Here is a 19,841-nt window from a genome sequence, read left to right on the forward strand (position 1 = left end):
AGGAAGGTCAAGGTCTTTTTAACGGACTTCGCAATCCACCTGGTTGGACTTGGTGGGGCCAGTGCTGGTGCCCGATTGCCCCGGGGAATTGTTGAACAGCGGTGGCGGGTTAAATTTCAGGCCCGGGTTAGGCGGCACAATAGTCGGCGGCGTCCTGAAGCTTGGCGTAAAGCCAAACTGGCCGGCGCTGAATTGCTGCGTGCCTACCGGATTGCTCAGCAGGACCAAGCCGTCAACCACGTACAGATGCAGCCCCGGCAACAAGCTGGGCGGCGCCGGTACTGGCCCCTGCGCCAGCATCAGCGGCTGGATCGGCATGGTGTCGCCCAGCGCGGCGGTGCTGGCCATCAGCCAGGCCTGGCGCGCGGCAGCCGCTTGCGCCACCGCTTCCGGCGATGGCTCAACCCATTCCGCAATGAAGGTGGTGCCGCGAATACCGATGGTGGCGCTTGGCGTCTTCATCGCGAACTTTTCCTTGTTGCGCTTGCCCAGCAGCCCGGTCACCGAGCGCAAGCCGCCCTTGACCAGGTTGAACGAGGCATTGTCGCCATCCGGTTTGCCGGCGTCATAGCTGAAGTTCTCGACCTTGAAGGTGGTCGACGGCTTGAGCGTGATTTCGCTGTTGTCGATGAATTTCACCATTGCGTAGGTGTTCTTCTCCGTCACCAGCGTGTCGCCGCTCTCCACCTCGGACTTCATGGACAGGATACGCACCGCGCCGTCGGCCTTCTTGGCCAGCAGCGGACCGCTCAGCTGCACCACCGTGCCCGCCACCTGGGCGGCCCAGCTTGCGCCGGCCATCCAGAACAGCATCAGCACCCACAGGGCTTTAATTGCAGTACAGTTTTTTAACTTGGTCATTTTTAGTTCCGCTCTTCTCTTTGGATGCGTCATCTGTCGCCTTCTCGGCCGACTTTTCGTCCTTCTTGTCGTCCGGCGTGGACGAAGTCGTAGTGCCGCCCGAAGTCGAACCACCGCTGGACGAACTGCTCGACGACGATGATGAAGTGTCTTCAGTCTTCGTCTTGGTCGATACCAGCGTATTAATCACTTCGATCGACGCCTGCTGTACCGGCTTGGTCGGCTCGGCCGCCGTCGGCGGCGACAGCACCTGGCACAGCGCCGAGTTCGGCGCGATGGTGCAGATGTCGGCCGATGGTGGCGGCGTTGGCGTTGGCGTTGGCGTTGGCGTTGGCGTTGGGGTCGGCGTTGGCGTCGGCGTCGGCGTCGGCGTCGGCGTCGGCGTTGGCGTTGGCGTTGGCGTTGGCGTCGGCGTTGGCGTTGGCGTTGGCGTCGGCGTTGGTGTCGGCGTCGGCGTTGGTGTCGGCGTTGGTGTCGGCGTTGGTGTCGGCGTTGGCGTCGGTGTCGGCGTTGGCGTCGGTGTCGGCGTCGGCGCTGAAATCAGCGTCGGCGTCACCGGGCCATCCGAGTCCTCCACCGTGCCGCCAAGGTTGGAGTAGCTGCTCGCCGTCATGCTCACGCTACCGCTGGTCGAGCTCACGCTCGCCGAACTGCCGATGGTCAGCAAGTTGTCGCTACCATAGCCGGTACCGGCCGCCAGCGTGATACTGCCGGAATCGGTGGACACCGTGCCATCGATGGTCAACGGGCTGTGCGTCTGCAGCTTGATGGCGCCGGTGCTGGTGTGCACCAGGCCGTCCACCACCATGCCGCCGGTGTTGTCGATGGTGATGCCGCCGCCATTGCCCGAGCCGCTCTGCTCCGCCCCATGCACCGTCATGACTGTATGGCTTGGATTGTTGACGTTGGCGATATTGATCGGCGCCGTGCCGCTGGTCGCGGTATTGGTCACGTTCAGGTAAGACACCTTGGTGGCCAGCGCCAGGCTGGAGGTACCGATGCCGGCGGTGGTGTCCGCCGTCAGCGCATTGGCCGTCAGCGTGCCGCCCGGCACCGTGCCGCTGCCCTTGATCAGCGCACCGATGATATCGAAGGTGGCGTTGCCGGCCGTGTTTACGCCATCGATGTTGTACAGCACCGAGGTGGCGGTGGTGCCGCCGGTCAGCTTGGCGATGGCCAGGGTGCCGGTATTGGCGAAACTCAGGTTGCCGGAGCCGGTCTGCGACACGGCCAGGTTGCTGACCTGGTTGGCGGCGTTGGTCAGCACGATGTTGCCCGAAGTCTCCAGGCCGAGGTCGCGCACATTGATGATCGCGCCCTGGGTGATGGTGCCGCCGCTGCTCAGCAGGCCGATACGCGTGGTGGCCGCATTGCGGCTGGACGACGTGGTGCCGACGCCGGTAATGCCCTCCACCGTGATATTGCCCACGCTGAGCTCACTGCTGGTCGAGCCCAGGCCGATGGTCGCCGCGTTCACGCGCCACAGGTCTTCCACCGCCAGGCACGAGGACGAGCAGCCGGTCGCGCCGCCCACCACCATACTGTAGCCGCTGCTGTACGGCTGGATACTGGCTACGGTGGCCGTGATATCCGCATCCAGCGACAAGGTGTTAGCGGAAAGATCGACCAGGCCGCCGGTGACGGCGGCATTGATATTCACCGTGTTACCGTTGAGCGATACCGCCTGGGTCTTGCCATTGATGGCGCCCGCCACCGTGAGGGCACTTGCGTCCAACTCGATAAAGCCGCCGCTCAGGGAGCCGGTCAGGGTGGCGCCGTTCACGGTCAGCTCGTCCATACTGGCAAGGCGGAGCGAGCCGACGCTGCTGGCGGTCAGCGCGCTGATCTGGTTGGTTTCGCCGGTCAGCACCACCGAGCCCGGGGTGGTGACGTTCAGCGTGGTGGCCGTCAGCGAGCCGGACTGGGTGATGTTGCCGGTGCCAGCGCCGGTCAGCGTCAGGGCGCCGCCGGAGCTGATGCTGTTCAGGTTCACATTGCCGGTGAAGTTGTAGCTGAAGCTGCTATTGGCCGCCGAGCCGCCCACGTTGCTGGCCTTGTTGGCGCCACTCAGGTTGACGGTGTCGCCTGCCGACACGTTCAGGCTGCCGGCCGTGATCACGCCGGCGCCGGTGATGCTGGCGCCGCTCAGGGTGATACTCTGGGTCTTGGCGTTGAGCGCGCCGGCCACGGCGATCTGGCCAGACGCCTCCACGCTGATGGTGCCGTCGCCATAGCTGCCGGTCAGGGTCGAGGCGTTCAGGGTAATGTCGCCGACATTTTTCACCACCAGCGAGCCGACGCTGGTGGCGGTCAGCGCATCGATGTGATTGGTAATCCCGCCCAGGCTCACCGAGCCCGGTGCGCTGGTGATGGTCAGCAACGGCGTGTCGATCACCACGCTCATGTTCTGATGGATGCTGCCGCCCGACTTCAGCGTCACGCCAGTGTAGCCGCTGATGTCACCGGCGATTTCCATATTGCCGGCGGTGGCGAACGAGAACACGCCGCTGCTGGCGTGGCCGTGGATGCCGGTCACCGTGTTGGCGCCGGTCAGCGTCACCGCGCCGCCGTAGGCCAGCAGGTCATTGGTGGTGATGGCGGCGGTACCGCTAACCGTGCCGTTGATGCCGTTCAGGGTGAGGTCGCCCTGGGTCTTGAGCGCGCTCGACACCGTGATGCCGTTGCCGCGCAGGTTCAACTGGCCGACGGCGGTGCTGCCGCTGCTCAGGTCCACTGCCCCGCCGACGGTGATGGCGCCGTTGTAGTCCTCGCCCGTGCCGATGTCAAGCGAGCCCGATTGCAGGGTCTTGAGCTCCGCCTGCGTCAGGCTCAGCTTGCCGCTGACTTCCGAACCGAGGTTGATGCCGGTGGTGGAAGTGTAGGTATCGACCGTAATGCCTTCCGCATTCATGTTGCTGGCCAGCGCCATCTTGTTGCCGATCAGCTTCAGTTCGGTCACGCCATCAAGACCGGCGCCGCTGACCGTGCTCAGGGTGCCGCTGCCGTCGACGCTGACGATGACGTGGTTGGCGCCGCCCAGCACCTTGCTCAGCGTGATGTCCTTGCCGCTTTCCAGCACCAGGCTGTCGACGCCGCTCAGGGTGACGTCGGCGCCGGTGGTGATATTGCCGGCGCTGGCGTGGCCAATGTTCAGGCCGCCAGCCGAGACCGACTGCAGGCCGGCGACGCTCAGGCCCAGCTTGGTGCCGCCGCCACTGCCGCCGTAGACGATGTCGCGGTTGGCGGTGTAGGTGGTGAACGAGACCGAATCGGAGCCGTCGGAGGCGCCGCCGCCGATGGTGGAGGCGGCGCCGTTCAGGTTCATATTGTCGGCGGTGAAGGACAGGAGCGAGCTGCTGCCGCTGCTGGTGCGGACCTGGCTGTTGGCGCCCAGCGTGATGTAGCCGTTGGCCACGTTGGCGGTGGCGTCCAGATCACCGCCGTCCGTGCTCACCCAGCCGTTGATGGTGACGTAGCTGCCCTTCAGGGTCAGCTTGCTGCCGTTGGTGCGGATGGTGTCCTCGTCCGAATACTTGGCGATGGTGACGCCGCCGACGCTGGACACGCTGCCGCTGGCGCTGTCGTTGGCGGTCAGCGTCACGGCGCCGTTCATGTAGATCGGCGCACTCACAACGATGTCATTGCCGGCTTGCACGGTCAAGCTGGCGCTGCCGCTGTTGACGATGCTGCTGTTAAAGTTCACGTCATGCTTGGCCTGCAGCAGCACATTGGTCGACGATTCGGAAATCAGGTCGGCACCGATCGAGGTGGTGCCCGAGGTGGCGGAGCCGAATGGGCTGCCGTCGTCGAGCGAGCCGCCGCGCCCGGACACGATTTCAATGTCCCACGGGTCCAGCAGCCAGGTGCCGGCAGTTCCCTTGGCGGCATAGGCGCGCACACGCGCGCCGGCCACGTCCAGGTAATAACCCGAGGTTTCCACCAGGCCGCCGTTGCCGCCGCTGGCGCCGCCCAGCGCCGACAGCGTGCCGTGCACGCGCGCCGTATCCTGGCCCCAGACGATGATCTTGCCGCCGTTGCCCGACTGGATGGCGTCGGCGCTGATGACCGCATCCTTGGCCACGTAGCTGGCCTGGGCGTTCATCACCGCCGCATTCTTGCCCTGGTAGTCGCCGCCGACCAGCACCGTGCCGCCGCCGGCGGCGCCGCTGGCGTCCACTTTCGCATCGCCCATCACGCCCACTTGCGCGCCCAGCAGCAGGATGTCGCCGCCGGTATTGAGGTTAGTACCGGTGGCGGTGGTGACACTGCCCGCCTCCACCAGCGTGGCGCCGCTGGCCTTGAGTACGATCTTGCCGTTCTCGCCGCGCTGCGCGCTGTTGGCGTTGATCACGCCGCGCTGGTTGACCAGCGCGCCGTACACGCCGATGCGACCGCCTTGCGCCACGATCTGGCCGAGGTTGATGGCCTGGTCGGACGGCGAGGACACCACCACCTGCACATTCGGATCGGCCGAGTCGAACAGCTGCACGCTCTTGCCGGCCGCCAGCATCACGTCGCCGTTCGGCGCCGAGATCACGCCGCTGTTTTCCACCGCCGGCGCGATCAGGAAGATCTGGCCGCCGGACGGCGTGGTGATCGTGCCCTGGTTGCTGACCTTGCCCGCATTGGCGGCGCCGTCGAAGTTGTTCTTGCCCGCCAGGAAATCGGCGTTGGAAATGTTCAGGCTGGAGGCGACCAGGCCGTTGACGTCCACGCGCGAGCCGGCGCCGAACAGCACCCCGTTCGGATTAATCAGGAACACCTTGCCGTTCGATTGCAGCGAACCGAGGATCTGGCTCGGGTCCTGGCCGGTGATGCGGTTGAGCACCTTGCTGTCGGCGCTTTGCTGGATGAAGCGGGTGATCTCGCCCGGCGCGATCGAGAAGCTGCGCCAGTCGATGATGGTGTTGGGGGTGTTGGTGATCGAGTACAGGCTGCCTTGCTGGTTGAAGGTAGCCATGCCATGCACCACGGTCGGCGCGACCGGGTTGGCCTGGGCGCCAGCGAAAGCGGCGGCCACCACCAAGGCCAGCGCCTTGCGACGCAGTTTAAACGGGGTATGCGGTTTCATTGTCTCTACTCTTCAATCAATAGGCCAGGCCGAGGCGGACATGCAGGCGGTTGGCGCCGCTGCGGGTGGTGGCGCCAGCCTTGGTCACATGGCCGTAGTCCAGTTGCAGGTTCACATAAGTCGACAGCACGAAACGGGCGCCGAGGCCGGCGCTGGCGATGGTGGTGCTGGTCAGCTCGCTCGGCAGCGCCTTGTTGCGGTGCACGTAGGCGCTGTCGTAGAAGCCCAGCAGGCGGCAGTTCCAGCCGGCGCGTGCGCACAGGTTGGGCGTGTAGGCCTCGAGGTTGACGCCGAGGCCGGAATCGTTGGCGATTTCGCGCTCGCTGAAGCCGCGCACCGAGGTGGCGCCGCCGGCGCCGAACTGCTCGCCCGGGATCAGCGCGTCGCTGGTCAACTGGCCGTTGACGATGGCGCGCAGCTGCCACTCGTTGGCCAGCGCGCGGGTGACGCTGCCGCCAAAGCGCAGCACGGTGTAGCCGGCCTTGGCGCCGGTGCGCGTGGCGAAGGCGTCCGAGCCGCCGTTGGAGCCGCCCGGGATATTGCGCAGCAGCGTGACCTGGCCGCCCACCTCGCCCAGCTTGATCGGCATGCTGGCCTGGTAGCTGATGCTGACCGGGTGCACGGTGACGTTGTTGCCCAGCTCGGTGTTCTCAAGCAGCACGCTGTTCTTGAAAGCCTTGATGTCCAAGCCGTACGACAGCTTGGCGTCCAGTTCGCCGCGCTTGGCCAGCGCCTGGTTGTAGCGTGCGCCGTACACCGCGCCCTTGCCGCTGACGGCCAGGTTGAAGGCGCCGGCCGTGATGGTGCCGGAGTCGACGTTGGAATAGCTGGCGTAGAAGTCCAGCGAGTCGCCGCTGCCGTACAGCGGGATGTGGTAGCCGGCGCCGTACACCTTGACGCGGCCCGGCTCTTCGGCCGAGGTGGTGTATTGCAGCGAGGCCAGGTGGTCGCGCCCGAACAGATTGGCGTTTTGCAGCACCACGCCGACGTGGGTCTTGCCGGTGGACTCGGTGCCGGTGTTGTCGGCATTGGCCATCAGCTTCCACGGCGACTCGTCCTTGACGTCCAGCACGGCGTCGACCTCGTCGTCCTTCTCGCCGCTTTGCAGCTTCATGGTCACTTGCTTGGCCGGATTGTCGTTGCCCTGCTTGAGGTTGGCCGACACCGCCTTCAGGTTGGGCGAGCGGCCTTCCTGCAGCGCCGGCAGGCTGCGGCGGATATTGGCTTCGTCGAAGTACTGGTTGTTCTTGACCGAGACCCGGCCGACTTTGGTTTCCACCACGCGCAGCTGCACCACGCCGCCGTTCAGCTCCTGCTCCGGCAACTCGACCGTCACCACGTTATAGCCGCGCTCGCGGTAGGCCGCTTCCAGCGCTTCCAGCGCCCGTTGCACGTCGCCGAAATCGCGCTGCTTGCCGCTGAACGGCGTCAGCAAGGCCTCCACCTGCGCCGGCGGCAACAGGGTGTTGCCCTTGACCTCGAAGCGTGCAATTTCAAAACGGATGGCGCCGTCGTCGGGCGCTGATTGCTGACCCCATGCCGAAGCGACGGCAGCGGCAAGAACGGAACCTGCAAGCAGGCGCGTTAGGCTATATCTCATGTTGTGGACTCTTATCTGGCGATGACTTTTGTCAATCTTGGTATCTTGTTATTTTACATTAACAATCTTTCCCTGATGCTAGCATAGCCACGGGGCGCTGAGTCCTTCCCTGCCGCCGCAAGCGCCGGATCTGTTGGTTTTCTGCCTGAACTTAGTTGCAATACATTTTCTTCACCTGCTCCTTGGCGGCGGTGGTGGTGGTCTTGGCGCTGCCGTCGGCGTTTTTCTCGTCCGCCACCTTGTCCTCCAGCGCGCTGCCGCCCGAGCTGCTGCCGGTGGTGGCGCTGCTGGCCACGTGCTGCTCCGGCACCGTGGCCGGCGTACTGGCCTTGTTCTGGCTGGCGTTGACCGAGCTGTTGATGATGTTGACGGTGGAATTGATCGCCGCCGTGACCGGCTGGTTCTGCTGGCTCTGCGCGGCAGCATCGGCAGCGGCCTTGGCGGCCGCATCGGCAGCCGCCTTGGCAGCGGCATCGGCGGCGGCTTTGGCGGCCGCATCGGCAGCGGCCTTGGCGGCGGCGTCGGCGGCAGCCTTGGCCGCTGCTTCGGCCGCAGCCTGCGCGGCGGCGGCATCGGCGGCGGCCTTGGCGGCGGCGTCGGCGGCGGCGGCGTCGGCGGCGGCCTTGGCAGCCGCATCGGCGGCGGCTTTCGCCGCAGCGTCGGCCGCAGCCTTGGCGGCGGCATCGGCCGCCGCAGCAGCCGCTGCCGCCGCCGCCGCATCGGCAGCGGCTTTGGCGGCCGCTTCGGCGGCGGCTTTGGCGGCCGCTTCGGCAGCGGCGGCAGCCGCTGCCGCCGCCGCGCCGTCGCTGATGACCGGCACGGTGCCGGCGCCAAACGAGGTGCCGCTGGTGCTCACCGAGCCCATCGGTGCTGACAAGGTCACCGGCGAACCGCCGCTGCTGATGTGGGTGCCGGCGCTGGCGCTGATGCTGCCAGTCTTGGCCACCGCCGAAATACTGCCGCCGGCCGGCACCGACAGCGAGCCGCCCAGCGTGATACCGGTGCCGGCCGTCATGTCGATGCTGTGGCTGGAGCTGAGCGCGGAGCCGCTGCCGAGCACGATGTCGGTGCTGGCCGACAAGCCGATATCGGCGCCGGCCAGGGTGCTGTCGATCATGACCGGGCTGTGCGCGGTGATCGAAATCACGCCGGTGCCGGCGCCGCCGGTATGGGCCGTGATCGCGCCCACGGTGTGCACTGCGCCAGTGTTGTCGATCACAATATTGCCAGTGGTGGTGAGCGGCCCGAGCGCCAGTTCGCCGCTGGTCACCACATTGGTCAGCACGATATTGCCGCTGCCGTAGATGGTGGCGTCGAACGCGCCCACATGGTTGTTGGCGTTGGCCAGCGTGATGTTGCCGGAACTGGTAACGCTCAGCGTGTCGGCGACCAGCTGGCTGCCGCTGGTCTGCGTCACCACCCCGCCCTCGCCGGCGTTCAGGGTCAGGCTGTGGGCGCGGATATTGCCGGTGGTGATATTGCCGCCACTGCCAAGGTAGACCGTGCCGGTGCTGTCGATGATGCCGCCGGTCTGGCTCAGGTTGTTGACGTAGATGTAGCTGCCGCTGCCAACGCCGCTGAGGGTGCCGCTGGCCAGCACCAGGTTGCTGGCCGACAGTTTGCCCAGCACTTCCAGCGTGCCGCCGCTGTTGGTCACAACGCCGCTGAGGTAGGAGGCATCGTACTCGCTGCCCGTCAGGCTGAGCTTGCCGCCGGTCAGGGTCAGCGACGTGCCGCTGGAACTGAGCGTGACCAGCGAGGTGGTGCCGGCCGAGCTGTCGTAGGTGACCAGGCCGGCGCTGCTGCCGAGCGAGGCGGCCAGCACGTTGGACGCCGACGGCGCCACGCCGTCGGCCCAGTTGGCGGCATCGCTCCACAAGCCGGCGCTGGTGGCGGTCCAGGTGGCCAGCGCGCGCGCCGTGATATCGCCGGTCACGGTCGGCGACAGCACGTAGTTGCCGGCGTCGGCGCCGCTCAGGCCCAGCGCGCCGCCGCTCACCGTCACCAGCTTGGCGCTGCCGACGTTCTTGTCGGCGTAGGCGCCGCTGGTGGTTTCGCCGACCGACAGCGACACCACATCGCTCTCGGCCCCGGACAGCACGCCATGCAGGGTGGCGCCGCTGAAGGAGGCGGCGGTGCTGTTGTTGTAGGCGCGGCTGGCCAGCGAGACCGAAATCGTGGCCGGCGTGATGTTGGCCGTCATGTCCAGCGGCGGCGGGCCCATCTCGTAGTTGCCGGCATCGGCGCCGCCCAGCACCAGGCTGGCGAGCGCCACCGGCTTGGCGGTGCCGACATTCTTGTCGCTGAACAGGCCCTTGGCGCTGGCGATCACCACGTTGTCGCCGCTGACCACGCCCACCAGCGTGCCGCCGCTGACCGTGGCCAGCTGGCCGTAGGTGCCGCTGGCGCTGTCATAGTCCAGGTTGTAGACGCGGCTGGCGGCGGTCATGCCGCTCAGGCCGAGGAGCGCCGGCGTGATCTCGCCGGTCAGGCCGGTGGGCGCCAGCGCCACGTAGTTGCCGCCGTCGGCGCCGCCCAGCGTGAAGCTGGAAGCGCTGACCGTGACCGCCTTGCCGCTGCCGACGTTCTTGTCGGCGAAGCTGGCCGTGCCGCTGCCGACCAGGCTGACCGTCACCGTGTCGCCCGACAGCGGCGTGGCGCCCGGCGTGCCGGCCAGCGTGGCGGCCAGGCTGCCGTCGTAGGTGCGGCTGTTGACCGTCAGGCCGCTGACGGCCAGCGGCGCCGGGCTGATGGTGCCGGTGCCGCTGACGCCGCCAGAGGACAGGACGTAGTTGCCGAGCGGGTTGTCGGTCAGTCCCACGTCGCCAAAGCTGAGCACCTTGCCGCTGCCGGCGTTCTTGTTGTCGAAGTGGATCACGCCCGCCAGGCCCAGCGTATCGGAGCCGACCAGGTTGGTGAACGCCACGCTGGGCGTGCCGCTGAAGCTGGTGCTGCCGTCATAGGTCTTGCTGGCGCTGACCACCGCCGTGACCGGACGCGGGTCGATGGTCAGGGTGGCGCTGCTGCCGGTGTAGCTGATGTCGTAGCTGGTCGACCACAGGCCGCCCACCGTGTAGCTGCCGGCGTTGACCGCGCCGTCGAAGCCCAGCGCGCCGTGGATGGCGGCCGGCAGCGTGCCGGTGCTGCCGGTGAAGGTGGCCGATTCGCCGTCGTACACCTTGCTGATGCTGCCGCCGCCGGTCACGCCCACTTCGTACGGGATCAGGAAGGTCTTCAGCATCGGCGCCGTGTGGCCGTCGTAGATGCGCCATTCCGGCCCGTCGTCGAAGTTAAAGCCGGCGAAGCTGCTTTGCCTGAGCATCTGCGCCGCCGTCAGGCCGACGCCGCCGGCGCCGTCGGTGCTGGTGCCGGCGCTGTCCTGGTTGAAGTAGCCGGACGACAGCGAACCGCCCATCAGCTTGCCGACCAGCCCGCCGGTATAGGCGACGCCGCTGTCGTCGACATGGCCGGTGCTGTACACGCTGCTGACGTAGCCACTGAACAGCTCGCCGACCAGGCCGCCGATATTGGCGTGGCTCAGGTAAGGGTTGTCGGTGTTGACGCTGACCTCGCCGCTGGCAAAGACGTTGTAGATGGTGCCGCCGTTGGTATTGCGCCCGGCCAGCCCGCCAACATTCCGCCCGCCGCTGACGCTGCCGCTGGCATACGACAGCGACAGCGCACCGCCATTGTTGTCGCCAACCAGTCCGCCGACGATCTCGCCCGAGCTGTACACCGTGCCGAGGGCGTAGGAGCGGACGATGGCGCCGGTGCTGTCGGCGCCGACATAGTTGCTGCCGACCAGGCCGCCGGCATAGCCGAAGCCGCTGGTGCTGACGGTGGCGTCGGACCAGGCGTCGCTGATCTGGCCGGAATTGGCGCCCACCAGCCCGCCGATGTTGGAGGCGTCGGTGCCGCTGTCGCCGTACACCGTGCCGCTGCTGTGGACATTGCCGACCAGACCGCCGTTGCGGCCGATCAGCAGGCCCGCGTTGCCGATCCCGGCCACGGTGCCGCTGACGCTGACGTTGTTGATGTAGCCGATGCCTTCGCTGACGAGGCCGGCCAGCCCGCCGACGTTGTAGCGGCCGTTGACGTACACATCGCTCAGGGTCAGGTCGCGCACGGTGCCGGTGTCGATGCGGGCAAACAGGCCGACGTTGCTCTCGCTGGCGCGGTCGATGCTGAGGCCGGAGATGGTGTGGCCGGCGCCGTCGAACACGCCGGTGTAGCCGCTGCTGGCCAGCGGCACGAAGGAGCCGCTCCAGCTGCCGGTGGCGCTGGCGTCGATATTGTTGCTCAGCACATAGGAAGTGGCGCCGCCCAGCGTGGCCGCGCCCTGCAGGCCGTAGATATCGGCCAGCTGGTACGGCGTCGACAGGCTGCCGTCGCCGCCCTGCACGCGCACGAAGGTGCCGCCGCTCAGCTTGAAGTCGCCGGCGCTGAAGGCCGGCAGCGAGGCGCTGTTCTGCGTCCAGTCGCCGCTCACCAATTCAAAGCTGCCGCCCACCGCCACCGCGCCGTCGGCGCTGATGGCGCCGGGTGCGCTCAGGCCCAGGCTGCCGCTGGTGGTCAGCGCCGCGTCCAGCGCGATATTGCGCTGCGCCGTCAAGCTCAGGCTCGGCACGCTCAGCGACAGCGGCGCACTAACCGTGATATCGCCGGTGCCGCCGTGGCTGCTGTTGACCGAGACGTGCAGCTGCGTGGCGTTGGCGCTGTTAAGGTCGCCGCTGGTCAGCGCCAGCGTGTCGCTGCCGGCGCTGGTGGCGCCAAGCGCGATGTCGTTGCCGCTTTCCAGCCCGACCGAACTGGCGTTGAGCGTGCCGGCGGCCAGCGTCATCTTGCCGGCATAGACGTTGATGCCCGAGGACGAGGTGACGGTGCCGGCATTGGTCACGCGGTGATTACCGGTCGGCAGGGTCTGCAGGCTGATCACGCCCGGCACCGTCAGCGCGGCGCCGCTGCTGATGCTGAGGTCGCCCGCCTGCGATTGCAGCAGCAGGCCGCCGCCCATGCTCGACAGGTCGAGCGCGCCGTTCACGGTCAGCGTGCCGCTGGCGCCGCTGTCGCTGAACGAAGTGCCGATGGCCAGCAAGGCATTGCTCGCCACGCTCATCCGCTGCAGCTCGGCCTGGCTCAGGCCCAGCGTGCCGGTGGCGTCGGCCGCGCTGCCGCCGATCAGCACATTGACCGAATCCTGGTACGGCCGCAGCCACAGCGCGTGGCCGGTGTTCACGCTGGCCGAGCCCAGCAGGCTCATCTTGTCGGCCACCAGCTTGATGTCGCCCGCCGTGGCGTTCACGGCCTGGCCGCTGGCGATGGTCAGCGTGCCGCTGGCCTTGCTCGACTGCAGCGTGATACCGGTGCCGGCGGACAGGTCGCCATTCACGCTGAGGTCGCCATTGTAGGCGGTCACCGTCAGCGCCCCGGCCGCGCTGCTGGCCGCCAGGTTGACGTTGACCGCCGTCAGCGTGGCGCTGCCGCCGCTGGAGGCCAGCGCGGCGCTGGCGCCGATGGTGTTGGCGTTGTTGTCGAGCGTGATGCTGCCGGCCGCGATGGCGCCCAGGCTGGACACCGCCAGCGCATCGATCGGGCTGGTGGTCTGGACGATGGCGCCGCCGGCCGTCAGGTTGAGCGCGCCGTTGATGCCGGTGATGGACGACTTGATCTGGATATTGCTGTCGGCCTGCAGGCTGAGGTTGCGCGAGGTGACCCACAGCAAGGGGCTGAGCACGCTGATCACGCCGGTGCCGCTGCCGCTGCTGTTGGCGGTGCTGACCGTCACATCGCTGGTCAGCAGCGCCGTTTGCAGCACGCCGGTCAGCAGCAGCGAATCCTTGACCGCCGTGGTTTCCAGGAACACGCCGCCGCTGAGCGGTATCGTGGCGCCGATCTCCATGCCGGCGCTGAGCGCGGTGCTGGGGTCCAGCGCGATGTAGACGTCGCTCGGATCGAGCAGCAGCGAACCGTTGGCGCCCTTGGGCGCGCGCGTGTCGACCGTGCCCTGCATGTCGAGATAATGGCCCGAGGTTTCCACCATGCCGCCGTGGCCGCCGGCCGTGCCGCCGCGCGCCGAGATGGCGCCGAACACCTGGGTGGCGGCATCGCTCCACACCACCACCTTGCCGCCGTTGCCGCTGTCGACGGCGTCGGCGCGGATCACCGCCTCCTTGCCGACATAGGCTTGCTGCGCATTCGTCACCGCCGCGTTCTTGCCCTGATAGTCGCCGCCGACCAGCACCGTGCCGCCGCCGGCCGCGCCGCTGGCGTCCACCAGCGCGTTGCCGCTCAGGCCGACCTTCTCGCCGAGCAGCAGGATCTCGCCGCCGGTATTGAGGTTGCTGCCGGTGGCGGTGGTCTGGCTGCCGGCCTCGGCCAGCATGGTGCCGCTGGCCTTGAGCACGATCTTGCCGTTGGCGCCGCGTACCGCGCTGTTGGCGTTGATGCTGCCGCGCTGGTTGACCAGCGCGCCGTAGACGCCGATGCGCCCGCCCTGCGCCACCACCTGCCCCAGATTGAGCGCCTGGTCGGCCGGCGACGACACCACCACCTGCACATTCGGATCGGCCGAGTCGAACAGCTGCACCGTATGCCCGGCCGCCAGCACCACCTCGCCGTTAGGCGAGGAAATGATGCCGCTGTTTTCCACCGCCGGCGCGATCAGGAAGATCTGGCCGCCGGACGGCGTGGTGATCGCGCCCTGGTTGCTGACCTTGCCCGCGTTGGCGGCGCCGTTGAAGTTGTTTTTACCGGCCAGGAAGTCGGCGTTGGAGATATTCAGGCTGGACGCCACCAGCCCGTTCACATCGACGCGCGAACCGGCGCCGAACATCACGCCGTTGGGATTGATCAGGAACACCTTGCCGTTCGATTGCAGCGAGCCGAGGATCAGGCTCGGGTCCTGCCCGGTGACGCGGTTGAGCACCTTGCTGTCGCTGCTCTGCTGGACGAAGCGGGTCAGTTCGTCCGCCGCGATCGAGAAGCCCTGCCAGTTAATAATGGCGTTGGGCGTATTGGTGATGGTGTAGGTCTTGCCCTGCAGGTTGAAACTGGCCTGTCCCGCCACCACCGTGGGACTGACCGGCGCCGCATACACGCTGCTGTAGCAGGCGGCAATCAAGACGGCGATGGCCTTGCGGCGCAGCTTGCGGGAGCGGGCGGAAGCATTCATGGCGAGATCCTACAAAGGTAGCCAATGGGAAACTAACTTCTTAAAAGTTTAATCCCCTTTGCCCAGCTCGCCACCATTTTTTTGGGAAACTGTGGCTGCCTTATTCCCGCATCATGATTGCCAAATCCGCTACTACTTGGTTTCAAAAGTGGTCACACCGTCCCAGCCTTCGCCCGGCGGATGCGCGCGGTAGTAGGCGATGCGCTCGACGTATAACTGGTACAGGCCGCGCTGCGGCGACAGCGCCTGCAGCTCGGCCAGGATGGACGAGGCCTCGTCCCAGCGCTGCGCGCGCACGGCGGCCAGCGCTTCATGCCAGCGCGCCACTTCGGCCTTGGTGGCCTCGTCGGTGTCCTGCGCCAGCGCGATCGGTTCGAAGATCGCCACCGGTTCGTTCTTGCCCTTCACCCGCACCAGGTCCAGCTCGCGATAGGTGAATTCCGGCGCGGCCGCGCGCGTGCTCTCGCCCACTGCGATGCCGACGCCGTACACCTTGGTGATGCCCTCCAGCCGCGAGCCAAGGTTGACCGCGTCGCCCATCACCGTGTAGGCGCGGCGGATGTTGGAGCCCATGTCGCCCACGTGCATCATGCCGGTGTTGAGGCCGATGCCGATCTTCAGTTCCGGCCAGCCGCGCGCCAGGAAGTCCTGGTTCAGGCGCTTGGCGGAAGCCTGCATCAGCAGCGAGGTGGCGACGCCCCGGCTGGCGTGATCGTCGAAGGCCACCGGCGCGCCCCAGAACGCCATCACGGCGTCGCCGATGTACTTGTCGAGCGTGCCCTGGTGGGCGCTGCGGATGTCTTCCGACATGGCCGTCAGGTAAAGGTTGATGTATTCGCGCAGCGCCTTCGGCGTCAGCCCTTCCGAGATGGTGGTAAAGCCGCGCACGTCGACGAACATCACGGTCAGCTCGCGGCTTTCGCCGTCCATATTGTATTTCTCGGGATCCTCGGCCATCTCGGCCACCAGCTCCGGCGCCACGTATTCGCCAAAGCGCGACACCAGCGCCACTCCCTTGCGCACCTCGAAGAAGTAGCCCCACGCCACGTTGATGACGAACACGCTGACGATCACGATCACCAGCATGGCGAGGTTGAAGATCAGGTCCATCTCGCGGTACAGGTAATAGTTCATGCCGACCGCCGCCGCCAGCACCGCCACGCCCGACAAAATCGCGCGCAGCGGCGACAGCGCCGCCAGGCCAAAGCTCAGCGCCAGCCCGACCACCAGCACCGAGGCCGCCTCCAGGATGAAGGCATAGTAGGGTTTTTGCTTGAAGCGGTTGTCCAGCATCGAGCGGATCAGGTTGGCGTGGATTTCCACCCCCGGGTATTCCGGGTTGACCGGCGTGGCCCGCAAGTCGACCAGGCCCGGCGCCGTGGTGCCGATCAGCACCGCCGTGCCCTTGAGGATGTCCGCCGGCGCGCGCCCGGTCAGCACGTCGGCTGCCGAGACATAGCGGAATGAGCCGCCGTGCGGGCCGCCACGGCCGCGATACTGCACCACCGTGCTCATGGCCTCGCCGACCGGAATCAGGCGCTGCTTGCGGCCGGGCAGCAGCATGGTCAGGGCATCGTAGCCGCCGCTGTCGAGCTGGGCTTGCGACAGCTGGTCGGCGGTCTCGCTCAGCAGCGGCTTGACCGCCAGCGCGTCCAGGTACAGCGAGGCGGTGGCCAGCGACAGCGACGGGTAGTAATGGTCCTCGACCTGCTGGATCAGGTAAGCGCTGCGGACGATGCCATCGGGATCGGTCACCACCGAAAAGCTGCCGGCGCCGGCGGCGGCCTGGGTCAGCACCGGCACGTTGGCCTCGTAGCCGGGCGCGTTGTAGGCCAGCAGCTCACGGCCGTTGAGGTCGGACTCGGAAAACAGCGGCTTGGGCAGCGCGCCCTTGATCTGGTCGGGCGACAGGTTGAAGCCGAGGATCACCGGTTTGCCCTTGAGCGCCGTGGCGAACACGCCGTCGTAGTCCATCATCGGCTTCAGCTCTTCCAGCCGCTGGCGCAGCACCGGCACGTCTTTCAGCTCGGTCCTGGAGAGCTTTTCCAGCACGTTGTAGCCGGACGAGGTGTCCGGCTCGGGAAACGAAATATCGTAGCCGACCGCCTTGACCTGGTAGTGATCGACCAGCTGCGAGATCAGCGCCCCCTGCACATTGCGGCTCCACGGGAAGCGGCCGAACTCGGTCAGCGATTTGCCGTCGATGTCGACGATGACGATGCGCTTGTCGAGCACCGGCGGTTCCAGCTTCATGCGCTCGCCGGCCCACAGGTTATCGAGCCGCGCCACGGTGTCGTTGCTGTACCAGTCCAGCGAATAAAACACCCCGGCCAGCGTGATCAGGATACCCAGCAGCCAACGCCAGCCGTATTTGGCGAGGGTCTTGCCGAGTTTGGCGGGAAGCAGGCGCATCAGGGCGTGTAGCCTGGGATCTTGGCTTCGTCGATGACGTCGATCTGTTTTTCGTCCATGTTCTTATGGGCGAATTCCATGTAGATCTTCTTGCGGATGAAGATGTCGAACAGGTCCGGATCGATGTGGCCGTTGAGCGCGAAGTTGCCGAGGATGCGCAGCGACTCGGACAGCATCTTGCCCTTCTTGTACGGGCGGTCCTTGGCGGTCAGCGCCTCGAAGATGTCGGCAATCGCCATCACCCGCGCCTGCACCGACATCTGCTCTTTGGTCAGGCCGCGCGGATAGCCCTTGCCGTCCATGCGCTCGTGGTGGCCGCCGGCAAATTCCGGCACGTTCTTCAGGTGCTTCGGCCACGGCAGCGCCTCCAGCATCTTGATCGACATGACGATGTGGTTGTTGATTTCCTTGCGCTCGGCGTCGGTCAGGGTGCCGAACTTGATGGTCAGGTTCATCAGCTCGTCGTCGTCGAGGAAGGCGCGCTCGACGCCGTCCGGGCCGGTCCAGCGGCGCTGGGCGATGCTGCGCACACGGTCCTGGTCTTCCGGCTTCATGCCCTCGCCGCCGACGTTGGCGACGCGGATGAACTCGCGCTCGGCGCGCAGCGCGGCCTGCTGCGCCGCCAGTTCTTCATCGATGGCGGCCGCGTTGGCACCGGGTTCAAGCTTGCGCTTGAGGGCGGCAATCTCGGCGTCGCGCAGCAGCACCTCGAAACGGGTGTCGATCACGGCGATGCGGTCGAAGATGGTTTCCAGCTTGGTGGCCTTGTCCACCACGTGCACCGGGGTGGTGATCTTGCCGCAGTCGTGCAGCAGGCCAGCCAGCCACAGCTCCTTGCGGTCGGCGTCGCTCATGCGGAAATCGGCCAGCGGGCCGCTGGCCGTTTCGTGCACGGCCTCGGCCAGCATCATGGTCAGCTCCGGCACGAACTGGCAGTGGCGCCCGGTGTAAGGCGACTTCTCGTCGATGCCGATGTTGATCAGGTTGACCAGCGACTCCAGCAGTTCTTCCAGCTGGAAGATCAGGCGCTGGTGGGTCAGGGCCACCGCCGCCTGCGCCGCCAGCGCTTCGATGAAGCGCTGGTCGGTCTGGCTGAAGGCGCGGATGGCGCCGGTGTCGGGATCCTTGGCATTGATCAACTGCAGCACGCCCACCAGCTCGCCTTCGTGGTCGCTCATCGGCACCGTCAGGAACGATTGCGAATGGTAGCCGCGCATCTTGTCGAACTTGACCATGCCGGAGAAGTTGAACACGTCCGCCTTGTACACATCCTCGATGTTGACCGACAGGCCGAAGTGGGCGGCGTAGGCCGCCACCGCCGACAGATTCTTCTCGCCCTGCTCGTCGTACAGCGGCACGCCGCCGGTCACCGGCACGCCGCTGGAGCCGCCCTGGTGGATGTTGAGGGTGTCGTTGAGCAGGATGTGGAAATTCAGCTGCTGCATGTCCTCGCTCGGACGGTACAGCGTGCCGCCGTCGGCGTGGGTCATGCCCTTGGCAACCATGAGTATGCGCTCAAGCAACGAGTCGGTATCGTGATTGCTGCCGAGCTGGACGCTGAGCTCGGTCAGTTGGTCCAGGCGGGCGGCGATTTGGATTTGATTCAACTCTTGCATGGTTGTTTTTCTTGACAACGTTTTGGACGTGGCACAATAGTGCGCAATTTGCAAGCGCAGTTTGAGAGTGTAGCCCTAGTGCAAGCTGTTGTACATCGGGAAATTGACGATGCGACGAATTTGCATCGGCTTTTCCCTGTAAAACAAAAAAAAAGCTATTATCGAAGGCAACAAACAACAAAAAGAGCGATTACCAGGGAATTGCGTATGAAATTTAAATTTTGGGGAGTCCGTGGTTCGATACCCTCCCCCGGTCCGCGTACGGCGCGTTACGGCGGCAACACCACCTGCATCGAAGTACGCACCGACAACGATACCCTGATCGTCATCGATGGCGGGACCGGCCTGTTCGCGCTGGCGCAGGCGCTGATTCAAAACAAGGCCCGGCCGATCCACGCCAACATCTTCATCACGCACAGCCACTGGGACCACATCCACGGCCTGCCCTTCTTCACACCGCTGTTCATCCGCGACAGCCGCGTGCGCCTGCACGGCGTGACCGACCCGGTGACCGGCAACGGCATCGAACACGTGATGGGGGTGCAGCTGCAGAACAGCTACTTCCCGGTCAGCGAAACCCAGATGGACGCCACCATCGAATACCAGACGCTGCAAGTCGGCCAGCCAGTCGCTGTGGGCGACGCCACCGTCAGCAACGTGGTGATGAACCACCCGGTGACCGACCTCGGCTACCGCATCGACTGCAACGGCCGCTCGCTGTTCTTCACCGGCGACCATGAGCCGCACTACAACATCCACCCGGCCGGTCATCCCGAACATGCCGCCTACGCGCAATGGATGGCCGAGCGCAACACCGCCATCGACGCCCTGGTGCACGGCGTCGATGCACTGATCGTCGACTGCTCCTACACGCGCGAAGAGTATCCGGCCAAGCAGGGCTGGGGCCACGGCACCTTCGATTCGGCGTTCGCACTGGCGCTGCGCACCGGCGCCAAAGCGCTATACTGCACCCATCACGAACCGACCCGCAGCGACGACGAACTGGAAGCCGTGTTTGCCGAAGTCATGGCGCGCCACGCGGCGGTGCTGGGTGACCTCAAGGTCTTCCTCGCTTACGAAGGCATGGAAGTCACACTGATGTAGCTAACC

At 66.3% G+C, this 19,841-nt stretch carries 7 protein-coding genes; 1 reads left to right on the plus strand and 6 read right to left on the minus strand.

Translation table 11 applies throughout. From position 1 onward, the window contains the following. Positions 1 to 18: 18 nt before the first annotated feature. From BMZ70_RS11715 to BMZ70_RS11750, 6 genes are all read right to left on the minus strand, one after another. Positions 19 to 861, minus strand: a complete 843-nt coding sequence (locus tag BMZ70_RS11715) for a FecR family protein (RefSeq protein ID WP_092274004.1) — start codon at positions 859 to 861, stop codon at positions 19 to 21. After that, the gene (locus BMZ70_RS28580; RefSeq protein WP_207231509.1) at positions 830 to 5,932 is read right to left on the minus strand and encodes a beta strand repeat-containing protein; all 5,103 of its coding nucleotides are present in this window, start codon (positions 5,930 to 5,932) and stop codon (positions 830 to 832) included. Before BMZ70_RS28580 ends, BMZ70_RS11715 begins: the two co-directional genes overlap by 32 nt. A 16-nt stretch (positions 5,933 to 5,948) precedes the next feature. After that, positions 5,949 to 7,532 (minus strand): ShlB/FhaC/HecB family hemolysin secretion/activation protein, encoded by a 1,584-nt coding sequence (locus tag BMZ70_RS11730; protein ID WP_092274007.1) that lies wholly within the window; start codon positions 7,530 to 7,532, stop codon positions 5,949 to 5,951. A gap of 151 nt (positions 7,533 to 7,683) precedes the next feature. Next, the gene (locus BMZ70_RS28010) at positions 7,684 to 14,703 is read right to left on the minus strand and encodes a YDG domain-containing protein (protein WP_130300795.1); all 7,020 of its coding nucleotides are present in this window, start codon (positions 14,701 to 14,703) and stop codon (positions 7,684 to 7,686) included. Between the two features lie 132 nt (positions 14,704 to 14,835). Continuing rightward, on the minus strand, positions 14,836 to 17,115 hold the full coding sequence (locus tag BMZ70_RS11745; RefSeq protein WP_092274010.1) for a CHASE2 domain-containing protein: 2,280 nt from the start codon (positions 17,113 to 17,115) through the stop codon (positions 14,836 to 14,838). Beyond that, entirely contained in the window at positions 17,115 to 18,731 is a 1,617-nt protein-coding gene (locus tag BMZ70_RS11750; RefSeq protein ID WP_092274013.1) for an HD domain-containing phosphohydrolase, read from the minus strand. Before BMZ70_RS11750 ends, BMZ70_RS11745 begins: the two co-directional genes overlap by 1 nt. 207 nt (positions 18,732 to 18,938) lie before the next feature. Between BMZ70_RS11750 and BMZ70_RS11755 the strand changes: the two genes are divergently transcribed. After that, complete coding sequence (locus tag BMZ70_RS11755) at positions 18,939 to 19,835, plus strand: MBL fold metallo-hydrolase (RefSeq protein ID WP_092274017.1); 897 nt, start codon at positions 18,939 to 18,941, stop codon at positions 19,833 to 19,835. Positions 19,836 to 19,841: the final 6 nt, after the last annotated feature.

The organism is Duganella sp. CF402, from assembly GCF_900109645.1.
In the GTDB taxonomy this organism is placed as follows: domain Bacteria; phylum Pseudomonadota; class Gammaproteobacteria; order Burkholderiales; family Burkholderiaceae_D; genus Rugamonas.